Origin of the sequence: Rhizobium sp. Root1334 (assembly GCF_001426665.1) — a bacterium.
Classification (GTDB): Bacteria; Pseudomonadota; Alphaproteobacteria; order Rhizobiales; family Rhizobiaceae; genus Pararhizobium.
This window is the reverse complement of sequence record NZ_LMEY01000029.1, coordinates 369,094-389,431: the sequence shown is the minus strand read 5'-3', so window position 1 is coordinate 389,431 and position 20,338 is coordinate 369,094. Positions and strand designations below refer to the sequence as shown.

Below are 20,338 nucleotides of genomic sequence, written 5' to 3'. Positions count from 1 at the left end.
GATGGTTCAAGCCATCTCAGCCGCCGACATGCTCGACGCTTTCCTCGATCCGCTCCATGTCGTCGTCTGACAGGCCGAAATGATGGCCGATCTCGTGGATCAGCACATGGGTGACGATATCGCCCAGCGTCTCTTCGTTCTCGGCCCAATAGTCGAGGATCGGCCGGCGGTAGAGAATGATCCGGTTCGGCATCTCGCCGGTTTCCATGGTGAAGCGCTCGCCGATGCCGCGCCCCTCGAACAATCCAAGCAGATCGAACGGCGTTTCCAGCGCCATGTCCTCGAAAACGTCCTCGTCTGGAAAATCATTGATCTCGATGGTCAGATCGGTTGCCAGCGCCCGGAATTCCTCCGGCAGGTGGCTGTAAGCCTCCAGCGCCAGGGATTCGAATGTGCTGATTGTCGGCGCGTGGCGGTCTCGCCAATCGTCGCTCTGGTCTATGCGGGCCATGGGCACTCCTTGCTTGCCCCCTGATATAGCTATTTCCCCAGCGTTTTTCGAGGGTTGAATTTGAATGCCCTCTGTCAAGGAATAAATTCTTAGAGAATCCCGTTGACTCTTCTTTGAAGCTCTGGAATCTATAAGAACATAACAGGAACAATCTGAATTGGAGTGACGTCATGGTGCAGACGCCCATGACGCGCGAGCGTCTTTTTGCGCTCCGCGAAGAGATATCAAGGCTGGAGGGTAGCTCCATCGTCGCCGCGAGGCAGGAGGCTTTGGACGGTGAAAGCGGCTATGCAAAACAAAGGGAAATCCACCGTGTTCCGCTGGGGATAGCGGCGCTTGATCATGCCATGGAAGGCGGGTTGGCCCTAAATGGCATGACTGAAATCCGCTCGCAACTGATGCGCGATGCAACGGCGGCAACTGGTTTTGCATTGGCGCTTGCCGCCCTGCTGCAGCGTATGCCGGATGAGGATCGCTCGCCGGTTCTGTGGATCAGCGATGCCGTTACATCGATGGAAACAGGCATTCCCTATGCGCTCGGGCTTGCGGATTTCGGAGTGAAGCCGGAGCGTTTCCTGCACGCTGCTCCGCGCCGGCTGGAGGAGGCGCTCTGGCTTGCGGAAACCGCCGTCGAAAGCGGTGCCTTTTCAGTCAGCATATTGGAGGTCAAAGGCAATCCGGCCCATTTCGGCCTGACCGAAAGCCGGCGGCTGAGTCTGCGGGCAAAGATGGCAGGGCGCCCGCTCCTCCTCCTGCGTCAGTCCGGAGAGGAAGAGGCAAGCAGCGCACCTTTCCGCTTTCTGGTTGAACCCGCGCCCGCAACAAGCCGCTTTTTGCCGGATCGGTCGATGCTTGGCGGCAGCATCGGCAACCCGGTTTTCCGTCTCACCCTGGAGAAAAGCCGAAATCCGGCCCCTGTCTCCCTGCTTCTGGAGTGGAATCCCCATGACCGTCAGTTTCTCCCCGCCCGCGAGCCAGACCATGCTCGGTCTGCGCGCAAGCTCCCAGCGCATTCTGGCCCTCGCCTTCCCGCACCTGTCAACCGACCGGATCGCCCGCAAGAAGTGGGGTCTGTCCTGGCGCTTGAGCGGGCGTCCTGACGCCCCGCCCATCGTCTGCTCCGGGCGGCTCAACAATGCCATGCGGCTGACGGCGCTTGACGAGGTGGCGGAAGCGATTGGCCTCAAGAAAAGCCAAGGCGTGGCGGAGGCGCGCGCCATGTGTCCCAGGCTTGAGGTCATGGAAGAAGATCTGGCCGCCGATCGCCGCCTGCTCGATGGCATTGCCGACTGGTGCGACCGCTACACGCCGTTGGTGGCGCTTGATGGCCGGGATGGGCTGTTTCTTGATATTACCGGCAGTTCCCATCTCTTCGGCGGCGAGCAGGCGCTGCTCAAGGACATTCTCTTGCGCCTCTTCCAGATGGGTATCGATGCGCGCGGCGCCATCTCTTCGGCGCCGGGTCTTTCCTGGGCGGCCTCCCGCTTCGGGAGCGGTGGCGTCATCGCCGAGGAGGACATGGAGCTCGTGCTGGCACCCTTGCCGGTCGCGTCTCTCCGGCTGGAGGAGCAGACGGTCGCCTCACTCCAGAAGCTTGGATTGAAGCAGGTCGGTGATCTCATCATGGCGCCACGAGCGCCCCTTGCGCGGCGTTTCGGAGCGAAACTGCTGCTGCGGCTTGATCAGGCGCTCGGCCGTGATGAAGAGCCGGTGTCTCCACGCCGTCCCGTCGCCAGTCTTTCTGCCGAGCGGCGCCTGATCGAACCTGTCCAGGCGGAGGAGGATATCCTCTATTTGACCGGGCAGATCGCCCTGTCGCTGAAAACAAGCCTGGAAGAGCGCGGCGCGGGCGGGCGGGCTTTCGAACTCATGCTGTTTAGGGTCGATGGCCGGGTCTTTCGCATCGCCGCCGGTGTCTCGCAGCCATTGCGGGATCCGAAGCGGATCGCCGGACTGTTTTCCGAACGTCTTCAAGCCGTTCATGATGATCTGGATGCCGGCTATGGGTTTGAAATCCTGCGGCTGAACGTCATGCGGTATGAAGCCTTTGATACACCGCAGGAGGATTTTGACGGTGCCCGGCAAAAGGATGTCTCTCTCGCAGGGTTTGTCGATCGCGTGTCAGCCCGCCTCGGCGCGGATTGCCTGCAGAGTTTTCAATTGTGCGAAAGCCATGTGCCGGAACGGGCGGTGGCCGCGAACCCGGCCATCCATGCGTTCACACCGGGCAAGAAACCGGCCGCAGGCGTTTTTCCCTGGTCCCGTAGCGAACGCCCACTCAGGCTTTTCCGCCGGCCGGAGCTGGTAGAGGTCTCCCTGGCCGAAGTGCCGGAGGGACCACCGCAAAGCTTTCATTGGCGCCGCGTGACGCACCGCGTCTCCCGCAGCCAAGGGCCGGAACGGCTTGCCATGGAGTGGTGGGTCGATGGCGCGGATGCGCAGTCGCGGGATTATTTCCGCATTGAGGACGATACCGGTCATCGCTTCTGGCTCTACCGCGAGGGGCTTTACGGCCAGTTGCCGTCACCGCGCTGGTTCATGCACGGAATTTTCGCATGAGTGCGGAACCCCAATTTTTCGAGATCGGTGCCCGCTCGAATTTCTCCTTCCTCGAAGGGGCATCGAAACCTGAGGAGATGGTGATGCAAGCCGCGCTCTTGCACCTCTCGGGCATCGGGATTGCCGACCGTAATTCCGTTGCAGGTGTGGTTCGCGCCCATGCGCAGATCAAGGCACTCAAGGAGGAGCACGCAAAGACAATTCAGGAAAATCTGACCCTTTGTAAAAAGGGAGAGGAACAGAAGCGGCCTCTCGAAGCCGTGCCTTTTCAGCCGGGCGCCCGGCTGGTCTTTTCCGACGGCACGCCGGACGTTCTCGCCTACCCCCAAACCAGGAGGGGATGGGGGCACCTCTGCCGCTTGCTCAGCGCCGGGAATCTCAGAGCTCAAAAGGGATCGTGCATTCTCAACGAGGATGATCTCATGGAATGGGGGGACGAGATGATGCTTGCCCTCATTCCCTCCCCTTCTCTCGTGGGCGATGCGGGAGCACAAGAAAAGCTGGAAGGCTGTCTTGCTCGCCTGAGAGAACGCTTTCGCGAGGCCTTCTTTATGGTTTTGTCGCCCGCCTATGACGGACGGGATGCAGAGGTTTTTGCGACGCTCTCCCTGCTTGCCGCCCGCAACCGCGTGCCACTGATTGCCAGTAACCAGCCGCTCTATCACCACATATCCCGCCGCCCTCTGTCAGACATCGTTACCGCCATTCGCGAGCACGTGCCGGTTACGCAGGCCGGTTTCCGGCTCGCCCCCAATGCCGAACGGTACCTCAAGGATTCACGTGAAATGGCGCGGCTGTTCCGCGCCTATCCGCAGGCCATCGCCAACACGCAAAAACTCTTCAAAAGCCTGTCCTTTTCGCTGGATGAACTGAAACACAATTATCCGGATGAAGGCGATGAAGGAGAACCACCATCCGACATGCTTGAGCGCTTGACGTGGGAGGGCGCGCGGAAACGCTACCCGGAAAGCATTCCGGATAAAGTCAAAACCCAGATCGGCTATGAGCTGAAGCTTATCCGCGACAAGGAATATGCCCCCTATTTCCTGACGGTTTACAAGATCATCCAGCATGCCCGTTATGAATTGAAGATCCTCTGTCAGGGACGCGGTTCAGCGGCAAATTCCGTCATCTGCTATTGCTTGGAGATTACCGAGGTCAACCCGGAGAAAAGCACGCTTCTCTTCGACCGGTTTCTGTCGATGGACCGGGATGAGCCGCCGGATATCGATGTCGATTTTGAACACGACAGACGGGAAGAGGTCATCCAGTATATCTATAGCACGTATAGCAAGGAGCACGCCGGCCTGACCGCAGCGGTGACGAGCTACCGTGCCCGGTCTGCTGGCCGCGAGGTGGCCAAGGCCTTCGGGCTTTCGGAGGATGTGCAATCGGCTCTTGCCAGCACGGTGTGGGGCTGGTCGGCAGAGGATTTGTCTGAGCGCGAGGCAAAGGCAGCGGGTCTCGATCTCTCCGACCCTGTTACCCGGAATGTTCTTCACTACGCGACACAACTCATGAGCTTTCCCCGGCACCTCACACAGCATGTCGGTGGTTTTGTCATCACCAAGGACCGGCTTGATGAGGTCGTTCCGATCATGAACACGGCCATGCTGGACCGGTACATGGTTGAGTGGGACAAGGACGATCTCGACAATCTTCGCATTCTGAAGGTCGATATCCTGGCTTTGGGAATGCTCACCTGCCTGCGCAAAGCCTTTGAATTTCTGAGGTCTCACTATGGTGTCAGCAAGACGCTGGCGGATCTCGGCAACAAGGATCACGAGGATGGCAAGCCGGTCTACGACATGATGTGCCGGGCCGATACGATCGGAGTCTTTCAGATCGAAAGCCGGGCGCAGATGAGCATGTTGCCGCGCCTTCGTCCCCGCATATTTTATGACCTGGTCATCGAGGTTGCGATCGTCCGGCCCGGCCCTATCCAGGGAGATATGGTGCATCCCTATCTGAAGAGCCGTGGGCAGTCTCATCTTCCCGGGTTCAAGATCGATTATCCCAAGGAGGAGATGAGGCCCATTCTGGAGCGGACGTTTGGTGTGCCGCTTTTCCAGGAGCAGGCCATGCAGATTGCCATTACCGCCGCGAACTTTTCGCCCGCGAAAGCCGATCGCCTCCGCCGCTCCATGGCAACGTTCAAGCGTTCCGGGCAGGTTAACTCGTTCAAAGACGATATGGTCGATGGCATGGTGGCCAATGGATATACGCGTGATTTTGCGGAGCGCTGTTTCAAGCAGATCGAAGGGTTCGGCGAGTATGGCTTTCCGGAAAGCCATGCCGCCTCCTTTGCGCTGCTTGTCTATGCGTCCTCCTGGATCAAAGCCTATTACCCCGACGTCTTCTGTGCAGCCTTGTTGAACTCGCAGCCGATGGGCTTTTATGCGCCGTCGCAACTGGTTCGTGATGCACGGGAACATGGGGTCACGGTGCGGCCGGTTGACGTCAATATTTCGGAGTGGGATTGCCTGTTGGAAGAGGCGGGGTTCGATCCGGATATGATTGATCAGCGGCATCTTTCGATGCGGGAAAGCATCAGGACGAAAAGAGCGGTGCGGCTTGGTTTCCGGCAGGTGAAGGGTCTTTCGGAGCCGGATATGATCGCGCTCGTCGCCAATCGCGGTGAGCGTTATCTCTCCGTGCGCGATCTTTGGCTGCGGTCGGGATTGCAGAAATCCGATATCGAGCGGCTGGCGGATGCCGACGCCTTCGGCTCCATCGGGCTGTCGCGGCGGGAAGCACTCTGGGCCGTGCGGGGATTGGATACCAAAAGTGCGGCTGACAATCTGCCTTTGTTCGACCGTGCGGATCGCGCCGATCTTCGGCTGGAGCCGAAAACCCGCCTGCCGGACATGCTGCCGGGCGAACAGGTTATTGAGGATTATCGCTATCTGTCGCTCTCGCTGAAAGCGCACCCGGTTTCCTTCCTGCGCGATGAATTTGCCGGCATGGGTATCCTGCCGAACAGGAAGCTTCTGGATGTGCGGAACGGGCAGTTTGTCACTATTGCCGGGCTTGTGCTGGTTCGCCAAAGGCCGGGATCCGCCAAGGGGGTGATCTTCATGACGCTGGAAGACGAAACCGGCGTTGCCAATGCTATCGTCTGGTCCAAGACATTCGACCGGTACCGCTCCGTTGTCATGAACGCCCGGTTGGTGAAAATCAGGGGCAAGCTGCAATGTGAAAGCGGGGTCATTCACGTCGTGGCCGATCATATCGAGGATATGAAGCCAATGCTGGGCCTGCTGCAGCGCGAGGCCCGCCGTTTTGGCGCATGCGAGCGAGCAGACGAGGTCCTGCGCCCGACAGCCGATCATCGGCAGAAGAGACGGTCAAGCGGGATGGAAGGATTCTCGCCTGACACGCAGGCACGCAACGTCACTCGTCGCAGTGATACCGCCGAGACCGCAGCCGTCATGCCGAAAGGGCGAAATTTTCACTGACATTTGCAGTACAGGAGCATGCACATTGCTGAGCTGAGATCGGTGATTTGGATTCAGCAGGTCAATTTCCACATCATTGTAACAAAAATTGTATGGAATTTTTGCCGCTCAAGAAAACTTGAATTCTGCCAAAAAGGCGCAACAGAAAGAAACCTCTAATACTAAGCCAATGAAAAGGCGATGTTTTTTATCAAGTTTGGAATTGATCTAATGTTGTGCCGCTCATTTGCCACCTCATCTGGGAGGTCTTTTTTGTTGACACTAAATATCCGCTTTTGCTTTATGGCTTGAATTCAGTGCGTTGCGTATCACGGGCAGACGGAAATGCTGGTTTGTAGCTGCAATTTTATCACCGATAAGGACATTCAAGACACCATCATCGAGATGCTCGATGAGGACTGTTGGCAGCTTATCGTGCCTGCAAAAGTCTATCATGCGATGGAAAAACGCGGCCGTTGCTGCGGCTGTTTCCCGAATGTCGTCGACATCATCATCCGCACCACCGAGCAATATCACGCCGGCCGCCCCTCGACGGGCGACCAGATATTTGATTTCATGACCCGCCTCAAACAATTCCATGAAGAAAACAGGAGAGCGGATCTTGAAAGGCGACAAAAAAGTCATCGAGCAGCTTAACGAAGCGCTGTATCTCGAACTCGGTGCCGTCAACCAGTATTGGGTTCACTATCGCCTGCTTGACGATTGGGGCTACACGCTTCTCGCCAAGAAGGAGCGGGCCGAATCCATCGAAGAGATGCAGCACGCGGACAAGCTTGTTTCGCGCATCATCTTCCTCGAAGGTCATCCCAACCTGCAGACGGTCGCACCGCTTCGTATTGGCCAGTCGGTCAAGGAAGTCCTGGAAGCCGATCTCGCTGGCGAATACGACGCCCGCGCAGCCTATAAGAAATCCCGCGATATCTGTCATGATGCGGGAGATTACGTGTCCATGAAGCTGTTCGAAGAATTGCTGATGGACGAGGAAGGCCATATCGACTTCCTCGAAACCCAGCTCGATCTGTTCAACAAGATCGGCGCCGAGAAATACGGCCAGCTCAACGCAGCTCCGGCCAACGAAGCCGAATAAGCCTCACTCAGCAAAACGCCCGCCCCGGTTCCGTGGCGGGCGTTTTGCTGACATCGAAAACCAGTGGCCCGCCGGGATGTGCGTGGAAGCCGTCAGCTCACGGCTCTACGCTGGAAGCCGCCTTCATATTGGACCTTGTTGTCGTTTGCCGGAAATCTCCCTGGGCGGCCGCTGGGTATTTGGGGGTGGCCCTCGCTACTCGCTGGTATCGACAAGAGGGCACTCAAGTGCCCGACCACAGGAACTGGCGGGTTGGCACGTCAAATGATCGACGCTGTTTTCCGATCTTGACCGGCAGCGCTCTTTCGAAACGTGGACGCGCGTTTTTATCTATCGTGACGATGCAGCCAGATGTCCGAACGCCGCCACGACATCCTCGTAAACACCGCGCTTGAACGCCACGATCAGGCCTGGCAATTCGTGCATCGGCTTCCACGCCCATTCGTCGAATTCCGGTTCATGGCCGCCTGGCGGTGGGTTGATGGCGATTTCGGATTCGCCGCCTTCAAAGCGGAAGGCGAACCAGCGCTGGGTCTGGCCACGATATTTGCCCTTGAGACCGATACCCATCAGATGGGCAGGCAGATCGTAGTTGATCCAGTCCGGTGCTTCGGCAAGCAGCGAGACGGTGGTCATGCCGGTTTCTTCGTAGAGTTCGCGATAGGCAGCCTTCAGTGGATCCTCGCCCTTGTCGATGCCGCCTTGCGGCATCTGCCAGAGTTGCGCCGAGCCGTCATATTCGGAATTGCCGATCGGAATCCGTCGTCCTGCCCAGACGAGCCCCTCACGGTTGAGTACCATGATCCCGACGCAGGGGCGATACGGCAAGTCGTCCGCCTTTACCGGTTTCGATTTGTCCTTGCTCATGTGCCTGCCCCTTGTCTATCTGCCTTGCATGCCGCAACAACGAGGTTCGCGCGGCTCAACCAAATCTACGCTATTGCTGTTGCGGATCCTTGACGAGCGCCGAAACGCCGACAAATTCGATGCCGCGTGTGCTTGCCTCATCCATCCACTGGGAAATGGCTGCAACGCTTTCGTCGAAGGCCGAGGCGACGCCGATGGCGCCGCCATTGCGCCTGGCGATGCGTTCGAGTTCATCGAGTTTCTTCAGGATCGCCGTGCGGTCAATCTGATCGTCGACAACCATGTCGGCAAAACCGTGCGGGACGCCGATCGTGCCGGCCAGCGTTCCAGTCAGGGTCTGTGCCGATGTCGCATCATCGAGGAAGAGCAGCCCGCGTCTACCGATGTCGCGCATCACCGGCTCCAGCGCATCCGCGTCCGAGAGAAAACGGCCACCGAGGAAATTCATGATGCCGGTATAGTTGGTGATCTGTGCCAGCGAGGTGTGCAGTTCAGACAGGTTCTTCTTCGCATCGAGCCCGACGCGAAGCGTGTGTGGGCCGGGATTGTTGTCCGGGTAATCGAAAGGTTCAAAAGGAATCTGCAAAAGGATTTCATGGCCGGTGCGACGGGCCTCCTGCATCCAGCGTTGCAGGCTGTTGCCGGTTGCGGCAAAGGCCATCGTGACATCGGGGGAAAGCTGACGCAGGGCATTCTGCGTTCCCGTCTGGCTGAGCCCGAGACCGCCGACCACGATTGCGATGCGGATGCCACGTGCTCCCGACCATGGCCGCGCATATTGATCCATCGGCCGTAGACCATCAGGGCCGGTGATCGGTAGACGCCCCTCCGGACTGTCTTCCAAGAGATCCTCATTCGGGAAGGTGGCAAGGCGCGGGTCCTGACCTTTGGTGCGGCCGACCTCGATGAAGGCGGGGCCATCGCCATCGCGTTGCTTTGGGGAGAACTTGGTGACGATGGAGCCGTTATCGGTCAGCGTTTCCTCGACATGGGCGCCGGAAAGCGCGCCGCTTGTCTTCTGCTGCTTGAGCGGGGTGGTGTTGGGCTCTGCCACCCTCTTTTCATTCGGTTGGGCAGCATCCGCCACAGTCTGCGTTTCTGGCGGAATGATCAGGCCGGTCGGTTTCAGCACTGCCCACGCGGAAATGCCGATCAATGCCAAGGCAGCGAGGCCAAGGGACAGGCGGCCGAATGTCAGGCTGGATTTTTCAGCTTTGGAGGCGCGCGTCTTGCGGTTTTGACCAAGAGGAGCGTTGAGATCTGTTCCCAAGAGGGCCTCTATCGATCTGAGTTGCGGTGACGGAAGCCTTGGTGGCGTTCCCTTAAGAATCGAAACCGCCGCCCGGCCGGAGCCAGGCGGCGAAGAGTATCAGGCCATCCACATTTTCAGTGGATGTTATGGCTTCAGTTCGGCCTTTTCCGGATTGGCCGGGAAAGCCGGATCCGTCTTCTTGCCGCGCAGGAGGTCGAGCGCATAGTTCAGCTGCAGGTCGTCCTTGGCTTCCGGCGGAACGTAAGCGACGGAGCCGGAGCCTTCCTCGTTTTCACTCTGGCCCTTGATATGGCCACGCAGGCTGGACTCACTCGTCGTTTCGACCTTGCCGAGCAGTTCTGGTGGAAGCGGCTGTTCGACCTTGATATCAGGCGAAATGCCGGTGCCCTGGATCGATTTGCCCGATGGCGTGTAGTAGAGCGCGGTGGTCAGACGCAGCGCGCCAGCTTCGCCGAGCGGGATGATCGTCTGGACCGAGCCCTTGCCGAACGAACGCGTGCCGAGAACTGTGGCGCGCTTCAGATCCTGCAGGGCGCCGGCAACGATTTCCGATGCCGAAGCCGAACCGCCGTTGACGAGAACGATCACTGGCTTGCCATCGGTCAGGTCGCCCGGCGTCGCATTGAAGCGGCGCGTTTCGTCAGGGTTGCGGCCGCGAGTCGAAACCACTTCGCCACGCTCCAGGAAAGCGTCGGAGACGTTGATCGCCTGGTCGAGCAGACCGCCCGGGTTGAGGCGCAGATCGAGCACATAGCCCTTGAGCTTATCAGCCGGAACCTGCGTCTTGATCTTTTCGATTGCGTTCTTCAGGTCGTCATAGGTCTTTTCCGTGAAGGAAATGACGCGGACATAACCGACATCGTCTTCCGTGCGGAACTTGACGGCGCGAACGGCAATGATGTCGCGAATGATCGTCAGTTCGATCGGCTTGTCAGCGCCCTTGCGCAGGATGGTCAGCTTGATCGGCTTGCCGACCGCGCCACGCATCTTGTCTACGGCTTCCTCGAGCTTGAGGCCGCGCACGTCAGCGCCGTCGATCTTCGAAATGAAGTCACCGGCGAGAACGCCAGCCTTGGCGGCCGGGGTATCATCGATCGGGCTCGTCACCTTGACGAGATCGTCTTCCATGGTGACTTCGATGCCGAGACCGCCAAATTCACCCTTTGTCTGGGTGCGCATATCTTCGGCATCTGTCGAATTCATGTAGCTCGAATGCGGGTCCAGCGAGGAGAGCATGCCATTGATGGCATTCTCGATCAGCTTGTCGTCCTGCGGCGGGGTCACGTACTGTGCACGCACGCGCTCGAAAACGTCACCGAAAATCGACAATTCGCGATAGGTCGACGGATTGGCGGCGACGGCCGGAACTATGGAGGAATATACAAGGCCCGTGGCCGCTGCACCCATGAGTGCCCCGACCAGAACAAGTGACGTTCTACGAATCATTGCGTGCCTTTCCGGTGTCTGCTGCGGTCCACCATGGTCGGGAATCAACCGGTTTTCCGTCTTTCCTGAATTCAATGTAAAGCGTCGGACGCTCGGTTTCCAGCGCCAATGCGGTGGCGCTAGCCACTCTTTTGTTACCCATGGCGCCAAGCGGTTCGCCGGCGACGACGAACTGCCCCTGCTGTACTGTCACACCTTCCAAACCCGAGAGAACGACGTGATAGCCGTCGCCCGGATTGAGAATGATCATCTGGCCGTAGCTGCGAAACGTGCCGGCAAAAACGATCCAGCCGTCCGATGGCGCAGTCACCAAAGCCCCCGCATTGGTCTCAAGCATCATGCCCTGAAGCGAATGCCCCGTGCCATCGGCATCGCCGAACTTGCGCAGGATCGATCCGGCAACGGGAAGCGCGAGCTTTTTCTGCAGGTCCGAAAACGCATATGCAGGCGCAATACGGTTTTTGTCGGGCGTCGTGCTGTTGGCCAGTTCGCGGGCCTCATTGCGCTGCGCTTCCGACATCAGCCTGCGGTTTTCCTCTTCGGCCTTGGCTGCAGCCGCTGCATCGCGAACGGACGCGATCTCGTTCTCGATCGAACCGATCAGCCCTTCGAGGCTCGTCGCCTGCGTGGCAAGCTGTTCGGCCTTGTGACGCTCTGAGGCGAGTTCGGTGGCGCTGCGCTGCTTGAGTTTTTCTTTTTCGGCAATCAGCATGTTCATGCGCCGCTCTTCCTCAAGCCGCGCCGTCATGTCGTCACCGAGCGCCTCTCTTTGCGCTACGATGTCCTTGCGAACGCCGGCGAGCGCCTTGAGGTCGGCGGCAAGATTTTCCGTTTCGTGCCGGATGCCGGGAACAACGGCGCCAAGCAGGATGGCGCTGCGCACGGAGGCGAGCGCATCCTCAGGCGTCACCAAAAGTGCCGGTGGCGGATTGCGTCCCATTCGCTGTAGCGCTGCCAGGACCTCGGCAAGCACACCGCGCCGGGCCCGCAGCGATGCGTGCACGGCATCTTCCTTTGTCCGCAGCGTATTCAGCTTGTTTTCACCATCGACGATCTGCTGTTCCAGTGCTTTACGCTTGTTAGCGGAATCGACCAATGCTGATCGCAGCGATTCATTGGTCTTTTCGATCTCGGCGATGCCGGCCTGCAATTCCGCGGCGCGGTCGTTCGATAGCGTGATGGTCTTCGACAGGGCTTCCAGTTCGCTACGGGTGCTGTCGCGTTTGAGCGTAAGGTCAGCAGCTGGATCGGCAGGCGGCTGCCCCTGCTCTTCCTTGTCTTGTCGGCCCTGATCAGGTGTTTCCGCAGTTTGTGCCGGCGCGCTGGTCGCAAATAGGAGCGCGGTGGCCAAAAGGCCCGCGCGGAAACAGAGCCACCCGGTCTTTCCCGGTTGCTCTTTCCGCGCTTGCTCTGCCGCACCTTTCGTCATTCCGCCATTCGCTGTCAGCTGTCTAATTAAGCAAAACCCTACGCTGATTTGGCTGTTTCAGCCAACAGCCTTTCGCGGCAATTGCGGCATCGGGATGGCGGCGCAACGGTGTTTCTTCAAACCCGGTGATACGGATGGCCGGAAAGGATGGTGACAGCCCGGTAGAGCTGTTCTGCAATCAGGATACGCACCAATTGATGCGGCCAGGTCATTTTTCCGAGGCAGATGACGGCATCTGCCCTGGCGTGCAGGGCCGGGTCCAGCCCGTCTGCGCCGCCGATTGCAATCGTCAGGTCGCGCTTGCCGCTATCGCGGAAGGAGCCGATGAGGTTTGCGAAACCTTCGGAATCCAGCGCCTTGCCGCGCTCATCGAGCAGGACGAGCAGGCTGGCATCGGGGAGCGATTTTTCGAGCTGTGCGGCCTCTTCGCGCTTGCGCGTATCGGCGCTCGAACCGCGGCTTTCAGGAACTTCGGCAATGCGCGAAAGCTCCAGGCCGATGGCAGGGCCGGCCTTGGAAAAACGGTCGAGATAACGGGCCGCAAGATCCTTTTCCGGGCCAGCCTTGAGGCGCCCGACGGCAAAGAGGCCAACCCGCATGTCAGTTCCTTAATTTTCATCACGCCGGTCAGGGCGTTGCCGTTCAGTCAGCGACGTGAGGCACATTCCTATCCGTCCAGCGGAGCGCTGGTGCCGGACTTCATTCTGCAAATGGCCGCAATCAGATAACCTGTCCTGCACGACCACTACAGGATCCCAATATATCACTGCCGCTCAAAGCACCCGGGAAGGGCGCCAAAGGCTCAGTGCAAAGTACCGTCTTCCATGTCCGGCGCGGCCCACATCTTTTCGATGTTGTAGAACTCGCGGATTTCCGGGCGGAATACGTGGACGATGATATCGCCGCCGTCGATCAGAACCCAGTCGCCGGTTTCCAGACCTTCAACGCGGGCATTGCCCTGGCCGCCGTCCTTGAGATCGGTGATCAGGTGATCGGCGATCGCCATGACATGCCTGCTCGACCGCCCTGAGACCACGACCATGTAGTCCCCAAGCGCCGATTTTCCGGCAATGTTGATGGTGACAATATCTTCTGCCTTTGAGTCCTCGAGACTGCCGAGAACCAGCTGAAGAGCACGGGCAGCGGCTTCGTCGCTGCGTTCCGGGCTTTGCGGGAAAATGCGGGTGACATTTCCCTTCGCGTGTACTGTTGTCAGAGGTTTTCCTTTCCAGGTGAACAGAACAGGCATGATGCGATTCGAATGTCGGTCGAGCCGCACCCTAAATGTAGGCACCAATACCCTAATGTTTCAAGACACGAGAAGTAAATGACGGTTAATCATTGCTTATGTGCACTCATGTTTTCGCCCGCAGCGCCGTAGAACTGAGCGGTGAACGCGGTCCATGGATGAAGGTCCAGGCGGGAGCCTTGCGCCACGCGAGGCTCGCGGCATGGGCTTCGTCAACGCGCGCATAGTCAAAAGTCTTTGCCATCTTCGATGACAGGTAGGACAAGGTATCGCCCGGGCGGTCGATGACGGCGATTGGGAAGGTGCAGGCAATTTTCTGCCAGTCCTGCCAGAGATGGAAATTCTTCAGATTGTCGGCGCCCATGATCCAGACGAAATGGATGCCGCGATTCCGTTCGCGGATCTTTTCCAGCGTGCGCGCCGTATAGCTCTGGCCGAGCGATTGCTCGAACGCCGTCACCTTGATGCGCGGATCGTGGGTAATTTTTTCGCTGAGCGCAATACGTTCGGCAAGCGGGGCGAGATGGTTGCGGCTTTTCAGCGGATTGCCGGGTGTCACCATCCACCAGAGCTGTTCCAGGCCAAGCCGGCGCAGGGCAATATCGGCAACGAGCACATGGCCGTCATGCGGCGGATTGAACGAGCCACCAAACAGTCCGACGGTCATGCCGTTTTCGACATGGGGCATTTTCAGGTAGAACGGATCGACGTCGCCCGGCTGCACCTTAAGGCCGGACCTGACCGGTGCCGCGCACCCTGTATTTGAACGAGGTCAGCTGCTCGACGCCGACTGGGCCGCGCGCATGCATCTTGCCGGTGGCGATGCCGATCTCGCCGCCCATGCCGAACTCGCCGCCATCGGCAAACTGTGTCGAGGCGTTGTGCAAGAGGATGGCGGAATCGACTTCGGCGAAGAAGCGCTCGACGACGGCCGGATCTTCGGCAATGACGGCTTCCGTATGAGCCGAGGACCAAGACGAAATATGATCGATTGCGCCGGCAATATCGTCGACCAGCGTCACCGAAATGATCGCATCGAGATATTCCGTTGCCCAATCTTCCTCGGTCGCGGCAATCAATCCCGGCACCATGGCGCGAATGTCTTCGCTGGCGCGGACCTCGCAGCCGGCATCGCGCAGGGCAGTGATCAGCGGCAGGACGAACTTGTCCTTCGCCTTGCGATCGATCAGCAAGGTTTCGGCCGAGCCGCAGATACCGGTGCGGCGCATCTTGGCATTGACGACGATCTTTTTCGCCATCTCCAGATCGGCGGAAGCATCGACATAGACGTGGCAGAGACCTTCGAGATGGGCAAAGACCGGCACACGGGCCTCGTTCTGCACCCGGGCTACAAGGCTCTTGCCGCCGCGCGGAACGATGACGTCGATGCAGCCGCCAAGACCGGTGAGCATGGCACCGACGGCCGAACGGTCGGCAACCGGCACCATCTGGATCGCATGCACGGGAAGCCCGGCATCCTTTAGGCCCTGCACCATGCAGGCATGGATCGCTTGCGATGAATGCAGGCTGTCCGAGCCGCCGCGCAGGATCACGGTATTGCCTGCCTTCAGGCAGAGCGCACCGGCATCGGCCGTGACGTTCGGCCGGCTTTCATAGATGACGCCGATGACGCCAAGGGGCGTACGTACGCGTTCGATATGCAGGCCGTTGGGGCGATCCCACTCGGCGATGACATCACCAACGGGATCGGGCAGTTCGGCGATCGCCCGGATGGCATTGGCCATGTCGAGGACACGGGTTTCCGACAAGGTCAGCCGATCGAGGAAGGATGCGGCGACGCCGGTTTCGCGGGCGTTTTCGAGGTCGAGCGCGTTGGCTGCGAGAATGTCGTCCTTGTGGGCAACGATATTGCTGGCCATGCTGATCAGGGCCGCATGCTTGCGCTCGGCCGACGCCGTGGCGAGCGGGCGGCTGGCGGCGCGGGCTTGACGGCCGATCACCGCCATCAATTCCTGGATCTCTTTCTTTCGTGCATCGTCAAGCATGAGCATCGCTCCTCACCGCATCCGTCTCCCGCTTTCCGGATGCTGTCATCACCATATCGTCTCGATGCACCATGGCGGCGCGCCCGGCATAACCGAGAATGACGGCAATTTCTGCCGATTTCTTGCCGGCGATCTGACGGGCTTCATCGGCATCGTAACCGGCCAGCCCACGGGCAATTTCGCGGCCTTCCGCACTGAGGATGGCGATCGTATCGCCGCGGCTGAACAATCCTGTTACCTGGCGAACGCCGGCCGGAAGCAGGCTCTTGCCGGAGCGAAGCGCCGTTTCGGCACCAGCGTCGATGGAAAGGCTGCCAGCGGGCAGCAGCTGCCCGGCAATCCAGGTCTTGCGCGCAGTGACCGGCGAACCGGACGGAGCAAACCAGGACGAGCGGGCGCCTTCGCCGATTGCCGACAGCGGATGATCGACCTTGCCAGACGCGATGATCATGGCGCACCCGGCGCCCGTGGCAATCTTGCCGGCATCGATCTTGGTGCGCATGCCGCCACGCGACAGCTCGGACGCAGCCCCCCCGGCCATCGCCTCGATCTCGGGCGTGATCTCGGCGATCGTTTCAAGGAAACGCGCATCGGGATCAAGATGCGGCGGAGCCGTGTAGAGCCCGTCGATATCGGAGAGAAGCACGAGCAGATCGGCGCCGGTCATCGTGGCGACGCGGGCAGCAAGCCGGTCATTGTCGCCATAGCGGATTTCAGTGGTGGCGACGGTGTCGTTCTCGTTGATGATCGGCACGGCGCCCATCTTCAAAAGCTGGCTGATCGTGGCACGGGCATTGAGATAACGGCGACGCTCTTCGGTATCACCGAGCGTCAACAGGATCTGTCCGGCAACGATCTCGTCTGCCGACAGGCTTTCGGACCAGGCGCGGGCCAATGCGATCTGGCCAACGGCCGCGGCCGCCTGGCTTTCCTCCAGCTTCAGCGCGCCGGGCGCGAAATCCAGCACCGAGCGACCGAGCGCAATGGCCCCGGAGGAGACGACGAGAACCTCGACGCCTTTGGCTCTCAGCGCCGCAATGTCGGCGCACATGGCATTCAGCCATTGCTTCTTCAGCCCGGACTTGCGATCCACAAGCAGGGCGGAGCCGATCTTGATCACAATCCGGCGGTATTTTTCCAGCGGTTTGCGGTGCGGTGTCATGTCAGTCTTCGTCCACCGGGGTCTGCGCGGCGACGATAATATCGCGTAAGCCGCGCAGGGTTTCGGTCATGCCCATGCCGGCAACGGCCGACAAGAGAAGCGGCGTCTGGCCGCTGGCCTTCGCCAATGCCTTCTGCTTCTTCTTCAATTCGGTGGGGTCGAGAATATCGATCTGCGACAACGCTACGATTTCCGGTTTGTCGAGCAATTCGCCGCCATAGGCCTCAAGCTCGTGTTTCACCGTCTTGTAGGCCTTTGCGACATCCTCTTCCTGCGCGGACACGAGATGCAGCAGCACGCGCGTGCGCTCGACATGGCCGAGGAACCGGTCGCCGAGGCCGACGCCATCATGGGCGCCTTCGATCAGGCCGGGAATGTCAGCCAAGATGAATTCGCGGCCATCGATCGTCGCCACGCCCAGGTTCGGATGCAGCGTCGTGAACGGATAGTTGGCGATCTTCGGGCGGGCGCGGGTCACCGTTGCCAGGAAGGTCGATTTCCCGGCGTTCGGAAGACCGACCAGACCGGCATCGGCGATCAGCTTCAGCCGCAGCCAGATGGTCTTTTCTTCACCCTCAAGTCCCGGATTGGCCCAATTCGGCGCCTGGTTGGTCGCGGATTTGAAATGGGTATTGCCGAAGCCACCATTACCACCGGCGGCCAGGCGAAAGCGTTGGCCTTCGGCGATCATATCGACGATCATCGTTTCAGAATCTTCCTCGAAGATTTGGGTACCGACCGGAACCTTCAGCGTCACGTCGGCGCCACCGGCGCCCGTGCGGTTGCGGCCCATGCCGTGAATACCGGTGCCACCCTTGAAATGCTGCTGGAAGCGGAAATCGATCAGGGTGTTCAGCCCGTTGACGGCCTCCACCCAAACATCGCCGCCGCGCCCGCCGTCGCCGCCATCCGGGCCACCGAACTCGATGAATTTTTCGCGCCGGAACGACACAGCGCCAGCACCGCCGTCACCGGACCGGATATAGACTTTTGCTTCGTCGAGAAATTTCATCGCACTGCCATCTGTTTGGTGTATTTGCCGCCACAATTGCCGCCATCGATATAGGCGCGTGCCCCGGAGGTCAAAGAATATCGTGAAGTTTTTGAGCTATAACATCCAGTACGGCGTCGGTCTCGACGGCCGTTTCGATCCCGAACGCATTGTGAGAAGTCTTGAAGGCGCCGATGTGATCGCGCTGCAGGAAGTGACGCGGAATTTTCATCGCAACGGCCATGCCGATCTTCCCGCCATTTTCCGCGATCTGATGCCGCAGTACTTTTCCACCTTCTGGCCCGCCTGCGAGATCGATGCCGGATCGGCGATCGAGAACGGCCGTGCCGTCGATCGCCGCTTCCAGTTCGGCAACATGATCCTGTCGCGCTTTCCGATTGCCGCGACCCGGCTCATTCCGTTGCCACGCACCCGCACGATCTCGCCGATGAACCTGCAGCGCGGCGCGACCGAAGCGCTCATTATAACTCCGGCGGGTCCGTTGCGGGTCTATTCAGTCCATCTCGACCATGCCTATCCGGCCGAACGCATCGCCCAGATCGCCTATCTCAAGGAGAAGGCGGTGTCCTATTCGCGCGAAGGCGGCGCCATGACCGGCGGCGGCGATTTCGGCTTTAGCGAGCTGCCGTATCCCGACGATTTCGTGCTGATGGGCGATTTCAACATGGAACCGGAAGGGCCGGAATACTGCACGATGACCGGCTCGCGCGATGCCTATTACGGCCGTTCGTTGCGGCTGGAAAACCTGGTAGACACGTTGGCGCATCTCGGCCGGCTTTCGCCTGAAAGCTACAGCTGGATCAATCCCGCGGATCATCAAAGGCGCATGCATCTCGACTATTGTTTCCTCAGTGCCGGCCTTGTGCCGCGATTGAGACATGCCTGGATCGATATGGAGGCCACCGGTTCGGACCACCTGCCGGTCGGCTTCGAACTGGAATAACGCCAAAGAAAAGGCCCGCGGCTTTGGTGCTGCGGGCCTTCGTTCGTTTTTACGGCGTGCGCAGTGCAGCCGCCGTAATACTGGTCTCGATATGGCTGACCATGCCGTTGCGGGCCAGTGCATAAATCTGGCTGCAGCCGGTGATCTCGAAGCCGAGCTTCTTCTGCAGCTTCAGCGATCCGGCATTATCGGCAAAGACACCGGAATGCAGGACGGTTGCCGGCATGCGCCGGAAGAAGCGTTCCATCGCCGCATGTGCTGCCTCGCTGGCATAACCGCGGTTCCAGTAATAGCGGTTCAGCCAGTAGCCAAGATGCCATTGGCCGTGCATGAGCTCGATGCCGATGCAGCCGATATGGACGTCGTCGCCGGTGGTGATCGCCAGCGTCCAACCGGCAATCAGCCCCGAGCCCTGGCGGACCAGCCAGTCATGTGCATCCTGCCGGTGATAGGGCACGGGCACCCGCGACAGCATGCGCGAGACCTGATAATCGGCAAGCGATTCCGCCACCGCATCGGCATCCGACAGCTTGTGCGGCCGCAAGGTCAGCCGTGCGGTTTCGATGACCGGGCAGGGGCCTGGATCGGGACGAACAGCGATCTTTGGCCGTTCTCGCAGGTGAGCGGTCATCTCAGACCTCCCCAGCTGCGCAACGACATCCAGGTCTTGCGGTCAAGCCGGTACCATTCGACCGACATCATGCCGCCCAGAGCCAGGCTGTCGACCATACCGGAGCCCTGGAACTGGAAACCGCATTTCTGGATGACCCGCCGCGAAGCGACGTTCATGACCCGGCAACGCGCATCGATCTGGTCGATGTCGCGGGTGCGGAAGGCCATGTCGGTCAGCGCCTGCGCTGCCTCTGTGGCGTAACCCTTGTTCCAGTGCGGTTCGCCCAACCAGTAGCCGAGCTCGGCAGTCTTGCCATCGGGATGCGGCTCGATACCGCAGCACCCCAGAAATGCGCCATTATCCGCTTTGGTAATCGCATAGACGCACTTGCCAATCGTGCCGGTCTTCGTACGGCGTACGAAATCCGCGGCATCGGCCACCGTATACGGGTGCGGCATGCGCGAAACCATGGTGGCGATATTGGCGTTGTTGGCAAGATGGGCAAGGGCGTCGATATCGTCTTCGTGGGGCGCGCGCAAAACGAGCCGGGGCGATAACAATATCGGGCAATCGGTCCTTGACCGTTGTGGCCGCAGCCGTTCCTGAGAAGATTCCAGGGAATCTTCCCGGGGAGACCGTGATTGGCTCTCCCTCAACAGTTCGCTTTGCATGTTCAGTTCTCCAAGACGTGAAAAAGGGGAGATCGGGCATCGCCCCATCTCCCCTTTTGGTCTTGGCCTGAACGGATAAGCGCCAGCCGGGTCGATGAGACGCCGGCTGTTT

Annotated in this window: 19 protein-coding genes; 6 read left to right on the top strand and 13 right to left on the bottom strand. The window is 59.7% G+C overall.

Annotated features, from left to right (window positions below; genetic code table 11):
- Positions 1-16: 16 nt before the first annotated feature.
- Positions 17-451, bottom strand: coding sequence for a metallopeptidase family protein (locus ASD36_RS26685; RefSeq protein WP_060502544.1), 435 nt, complete (start codon positions 449-451; stop codon positions 17-19).
- Between the two features lie 170 nt (positions 452-621).
- On the opposite strand from ASD36_RS26685, the gene ASD36_RS30840 reads away from it, so the two are divergent.
- From ASD36_RS30840 to bfr, 5 genes are all read left to right on the top strand, one after another.
- Positions 622-1,551: a hypothetical protein gene (locus ASD36_RS30840; RefSeq protein ID WP_060502545.1), complete on the top strand. Its 930-nt coding sequence runs from the start codon at positions 622-624 to the stop codon at positions 1,549-1,551.
- Positions 1,433-3,010 (top strand): DNA polymerase Y family protein, encoded by a 1,578-nt coding sequence (locus ASD36_RS26675; RefSeq protein WP_082511985.1) that lies wholly within the window; start codon positions 1,433-1,435, stop codon positions 3,008-3,010. Before ASD36_RS30840 ends, ASD36_RS26675 begins: the two co-directional genes overlap by 119 nt.
- Positions 3,007-6,468, top strand: coding sequence for an error-prone DNA polymerase (locus ASD36_RS26670; RefSeq protein ID WP_060512083.1), 3,462 nt, complete (start codon positions 3,007-3,009; stop codon positions 6,466-6,468). Before ASD36_RS26675 ends, ASD36_RS26670 begins: the two co-directional genes overlap by 4 nt.
- Before the next feature lie 324 nt (positions 6,469-6,792).
- Positions 6,793-7,104 carry a (2Fe-2S)-binding protein gene (locus tag ASD36_RS30380; RefSeq protein ID WP_082511986.1) on the top strand — a complete coding sequence of 104 codons (312 nt, stop codon included), beginning with the start codon at positions 6,793-6,795 and terminating at the stop codon, positions 7,102-7,104.
- The gene (bfr, locus tag ASD36_RS26660) at positions 7,070-7,555 is read left to right on the top strand and encodes a bacterioferritin (RefSeq protein ID WP_060502840.1); all 486 of its coding nucleotides are present in this window, start codon (positions 7,070-7,072) and stop codon (positions 7,553-7,555) included. Before ASD36_RS30380 ends, bfr begins: the two co-directional genes overlap by 35 nt.
- Before the next feature lie 330 nt (positions 7,556-7,885).
- Here the strand turns inward: bfr and ASD36_RS26655 are convergent, their stop codons facing one another.
- From ASD36_RS26655 to obgE, 10 genes are all read right to left on the bottom strand, one after another.
- A complete protein-coding gene (locus ASD36_RS26655; RefSeq protein WP_060502549.1) occupies positions 7,886-8,422 on the bottom strand; it encodes an RNA pyrophosphohydrolase in 537 nt (178 codons plus the stop codon).
- Between the two features lie 70 nt (positions 8,423-8,492).
- Positions 8,493-9,692: a divergent polysaccharide deacetylase family protein gene (locus tag ASD36_RS26650; RefSeq protein WP_060502550.1), complete on the bottom strand. Its 1,200-nt coding sequence runs from the start codon at positions 9,690-9,692 to the stop codon at positions 8,493-8,495.
- A 126-nt stretch (positions 9,693-9,818) separates the two neighbouring features.
- A complete protein-coding gene (locus ASD36_RS26645) occupies positions 9,819-11,141 on the bottom strand; it encodes a S41 family peptidase (RefSeq protein ID WP_060502551.1) in 1,323 nt (440 codons plus the stop codon).
- Positions 11,131-12,570, bottom strand: a complete 1,440-nt coding sequence (locus ASD36_RS26640; RefSeq protein WP_060502552.1) for a murein hydrolase activator EnvC — start codon at positions 12,568-12,570, stop codon at positions 11,131-11,133. The genes ASD36_RS26645 and ASD36_RS26640 overlap by 11 nt, the downstream gene beginning before the upstream one ends.
- Positions 12,571-12,686: 116 nt before the next feature.
- Complete coding sequence (gene rlmH, locus ASD36_RS26635) at positions 12,687-13,169, bottom strand: 23S rRNA (pseudouridine(1915)-N(3))-methyltransferase RlmH (protein WP_060502553.1); 483 nt, start codon at positions 13,167-13,169, stop codon at positions 12,687-12,689.
- 203 nt (positions 13,170-13,372) lie between these two features.
- Positions 13,373-13,819: a ribosome silencing factor gene (gene rsfS, locus ASD36_RS26630; protein WP_060502841.1), complete on the bottom strand. Its 447-nt coding sequence runs from the start codon at positions 13,817-13,819 to the stop codon at positions 13,373-13,375.
- Between the two features lie 106 nt (positions 13,820-13,925).
- The gene (locus ASD36_RS26625) at positions 13,926-14,507 is read right to left on the bottom strand and encodes a nicotinate-nucleotide adenylyltransferase (protein WP_051980854.1); all 582 of its coding nucleotides are present in this window, start codon (positions 14,505-14,507) and stop codon (positions 13,926-13,928) included.
- A gap of 37 nt (positions 14,508-14,544) precedes the next feature.
- On the bottom strand, positions 14,545-15,825 hold the full coding sequence (locus ASD36_RS26620; protein WP_060502842.1) for a glutamate-5-semialdehyde dehydrogenase: 1,281 nt from the start codon (positions 15,823-15,825) through the stop codon (positions 14,545-14,547).
- Positions 15,818-16,987, bottom strand: a complete 1,170-nt coding sequence (gene proB / locus ASD36_RS26615) for a glutamate 5-kinase (protein WP_060502554.1) — start codon at positions 16,985-16,987, stop codon at positions 15,818-15,820. Before proB ends, ASD36_RS26620 begins: the two co-directional genes overlap by 8 nt.
- Position 16,988: 1 nt before the next feature.
- Positions 16,989-17,999, bottom strand: a complete 1,011-nt coding sequence (gene obgE, locus ASD36_RS26610) for a GTPase ObgE (protein ID WP_060502555.1) — start codon at positions 17,997-17,999, stop codon at positions 16,989-16,991.
- Between the two features lie 82 nt (positions 18,000-18,081).
- Here obgE and ASD36_RS26605 point away from each other — a divergent pair, with 82 nt between their 5' ends.
- Positions 18,082-18,942, top strand: coding sequence for an endonuclease/exonuclease/phosphatase family protein (locus tag ASD36_RS26605; protein ID WP_060512081.1), 861 nt, complete (start codon positions 18,082-18,084; stop codon positions 18,940-18,942).
- Between the two features lie 49 nt (positions 18,943-18,991).
- On the opposite strand, the gene ASD36_RS26600 is transcribed toward ASD36_RS26605, so the two are convergent.
- Together ASD36_RS26600 and ASD36_RS26595 are read right to left on the bottom strand one after the other, a co-directional pair.
- Entirely contained in the window at positions 18,992-19,573 is a 582-nt protein-coding gene (locus ASD36_RS26600) for a GNAT family N-acetyltransferase (protein WP_060502557.1), read from the bottom strand.
- Complete coding sequence (locus ASD36_RS26595) at positions 19,570-20,226, bottom strand: GNAT family protein (RefSeq protein WP_060502558.1); 657 nt, start codon at positions 20,224-20,226, stop codon at positions 19,570-19,572. The genes ASD36_RS26600 and ASD36_RS26595 overlap by 4 nt, the downstream gene beginning before the upstream one ends.
- Positions 20,227-20,338 lie beyond the last annotated feature (112 nt).

Excerpts from the sequence above, each read along its gene's own strand:
- ASD36_RS26685 (WP_060502544.1), bottom strand. The coding sequence starts at position 451 with ATGGCCCGCATAGACCAGAGCGACGATTGGCGAGACCGCCACGCGCCG.
- ASD36_RS30840 (WP_060502545.1), top strand. The coding sequence starts at position 622 with ATGGTGCAGACGCCCATGACGCGCGAGCGTCTTTTTGCGCTCCGCGAA.
- ASD36_RS26675 (WP_082511985.1), top strand. The coding sequence starts at position 1,433 with ATGCTCGGTCTGCGCGCAAGCTCCCAGCGCATTCTGGCCCTCGCCTTC.
- ASD36_RS26670 (WP_060512083.1), top strand. The coding sequence starts at position 3,007 with ATGAGTGCGGAACCCCAATTTTTCGAGATCGGTGCCCGCTCGAATTTC.
- ASD36_RS30380 (WP_082511986.1), top strand. The coding sequence starts at position 6,793 with ATGCTGGTTTGTAGCTGCAATTTTATCACCGATAAGGACATTCAAGAC.
- ASD36_RS26655 (WP_060502549.1), bottom strand. The coding sequence starts at position 8,422 with ATGAGCAAGGACAAATCGAAACCGGTAAAGGCGGACGACTTGCCGTAT.
- ASD36_RS26645 (WP_060502551.1), bottom strand. The coding sequence starts at position 11,141 with ATGATTCGTAGAACGTCACTTGTTCTGGTCGGGGCACTCATGGGTGCA.
- ASD36_RS26640 (WP_060502552.1), bottom strand. The coding sequence starts at position 12,570 with ATGACGAAAGGTGCGGCAGAGCAAGCGCGGAAAGAGCAACCGGGAAAG.
- rlmH (WP_060502553.1), bottom strand. The coding sequence starts at position 13,169 with ATGCGGGTTGGCCTCTTTGCCGTCGGGCGCCTCAAGGCTGGCCCGGAA.
- rsfS (WP_060502841.1), bottom strand. The coding sequence starts at position 13,819 with ATGCCTGTTCTGTTCACCTGGAAAGGAAAACCTCTGACAACAGTACAC.
- ASD36_RS26625 (WP_051980854.1), bottom strand. The coding sequence starts at position 14,507 with ATGCCCCATGTCGAAAACGGCATGACCGTCGGACTGTTTGGTGGCTCG.
- ASD36_RS26620 (WP_060502842.1), bottom strand. The coding sequence starts at position 15,825 with ATGCTTGACGATGCACGAAAGAAAGAGATCCAGGAATTGATGGCGGTG.
- proB (WP_060502554.1), bottom strand. The coding sequence starts at position 16,987 with ATGACACCGCACCGCAAACCGCTGGAAAAATACCGCCGGATTGTGATC.
- obgE (WP_060502555.1), bottom strand. The coding sequence starts at position 17,999 with ATGAAATTTCTCGACGAAGCAAAAGTCTATATCCGGTCCGGTGACGGC.
- ASD36_RS26600 (WP_060502557.1), bottom strand. The coding sequence starts at position 19,573 with ATGACCGCTCACCTGCGAGAACGGCCAAAGATCGCTGTTCGTCCCGAT.
- ASD36_RS26595 (WP_060502558.1), bottom strand. The coding sequence starts at position 20,226 with ATGCAAAGCGAACTGTTGAGGGAGAGCCAATCACGGTCTCCCCGGGAA.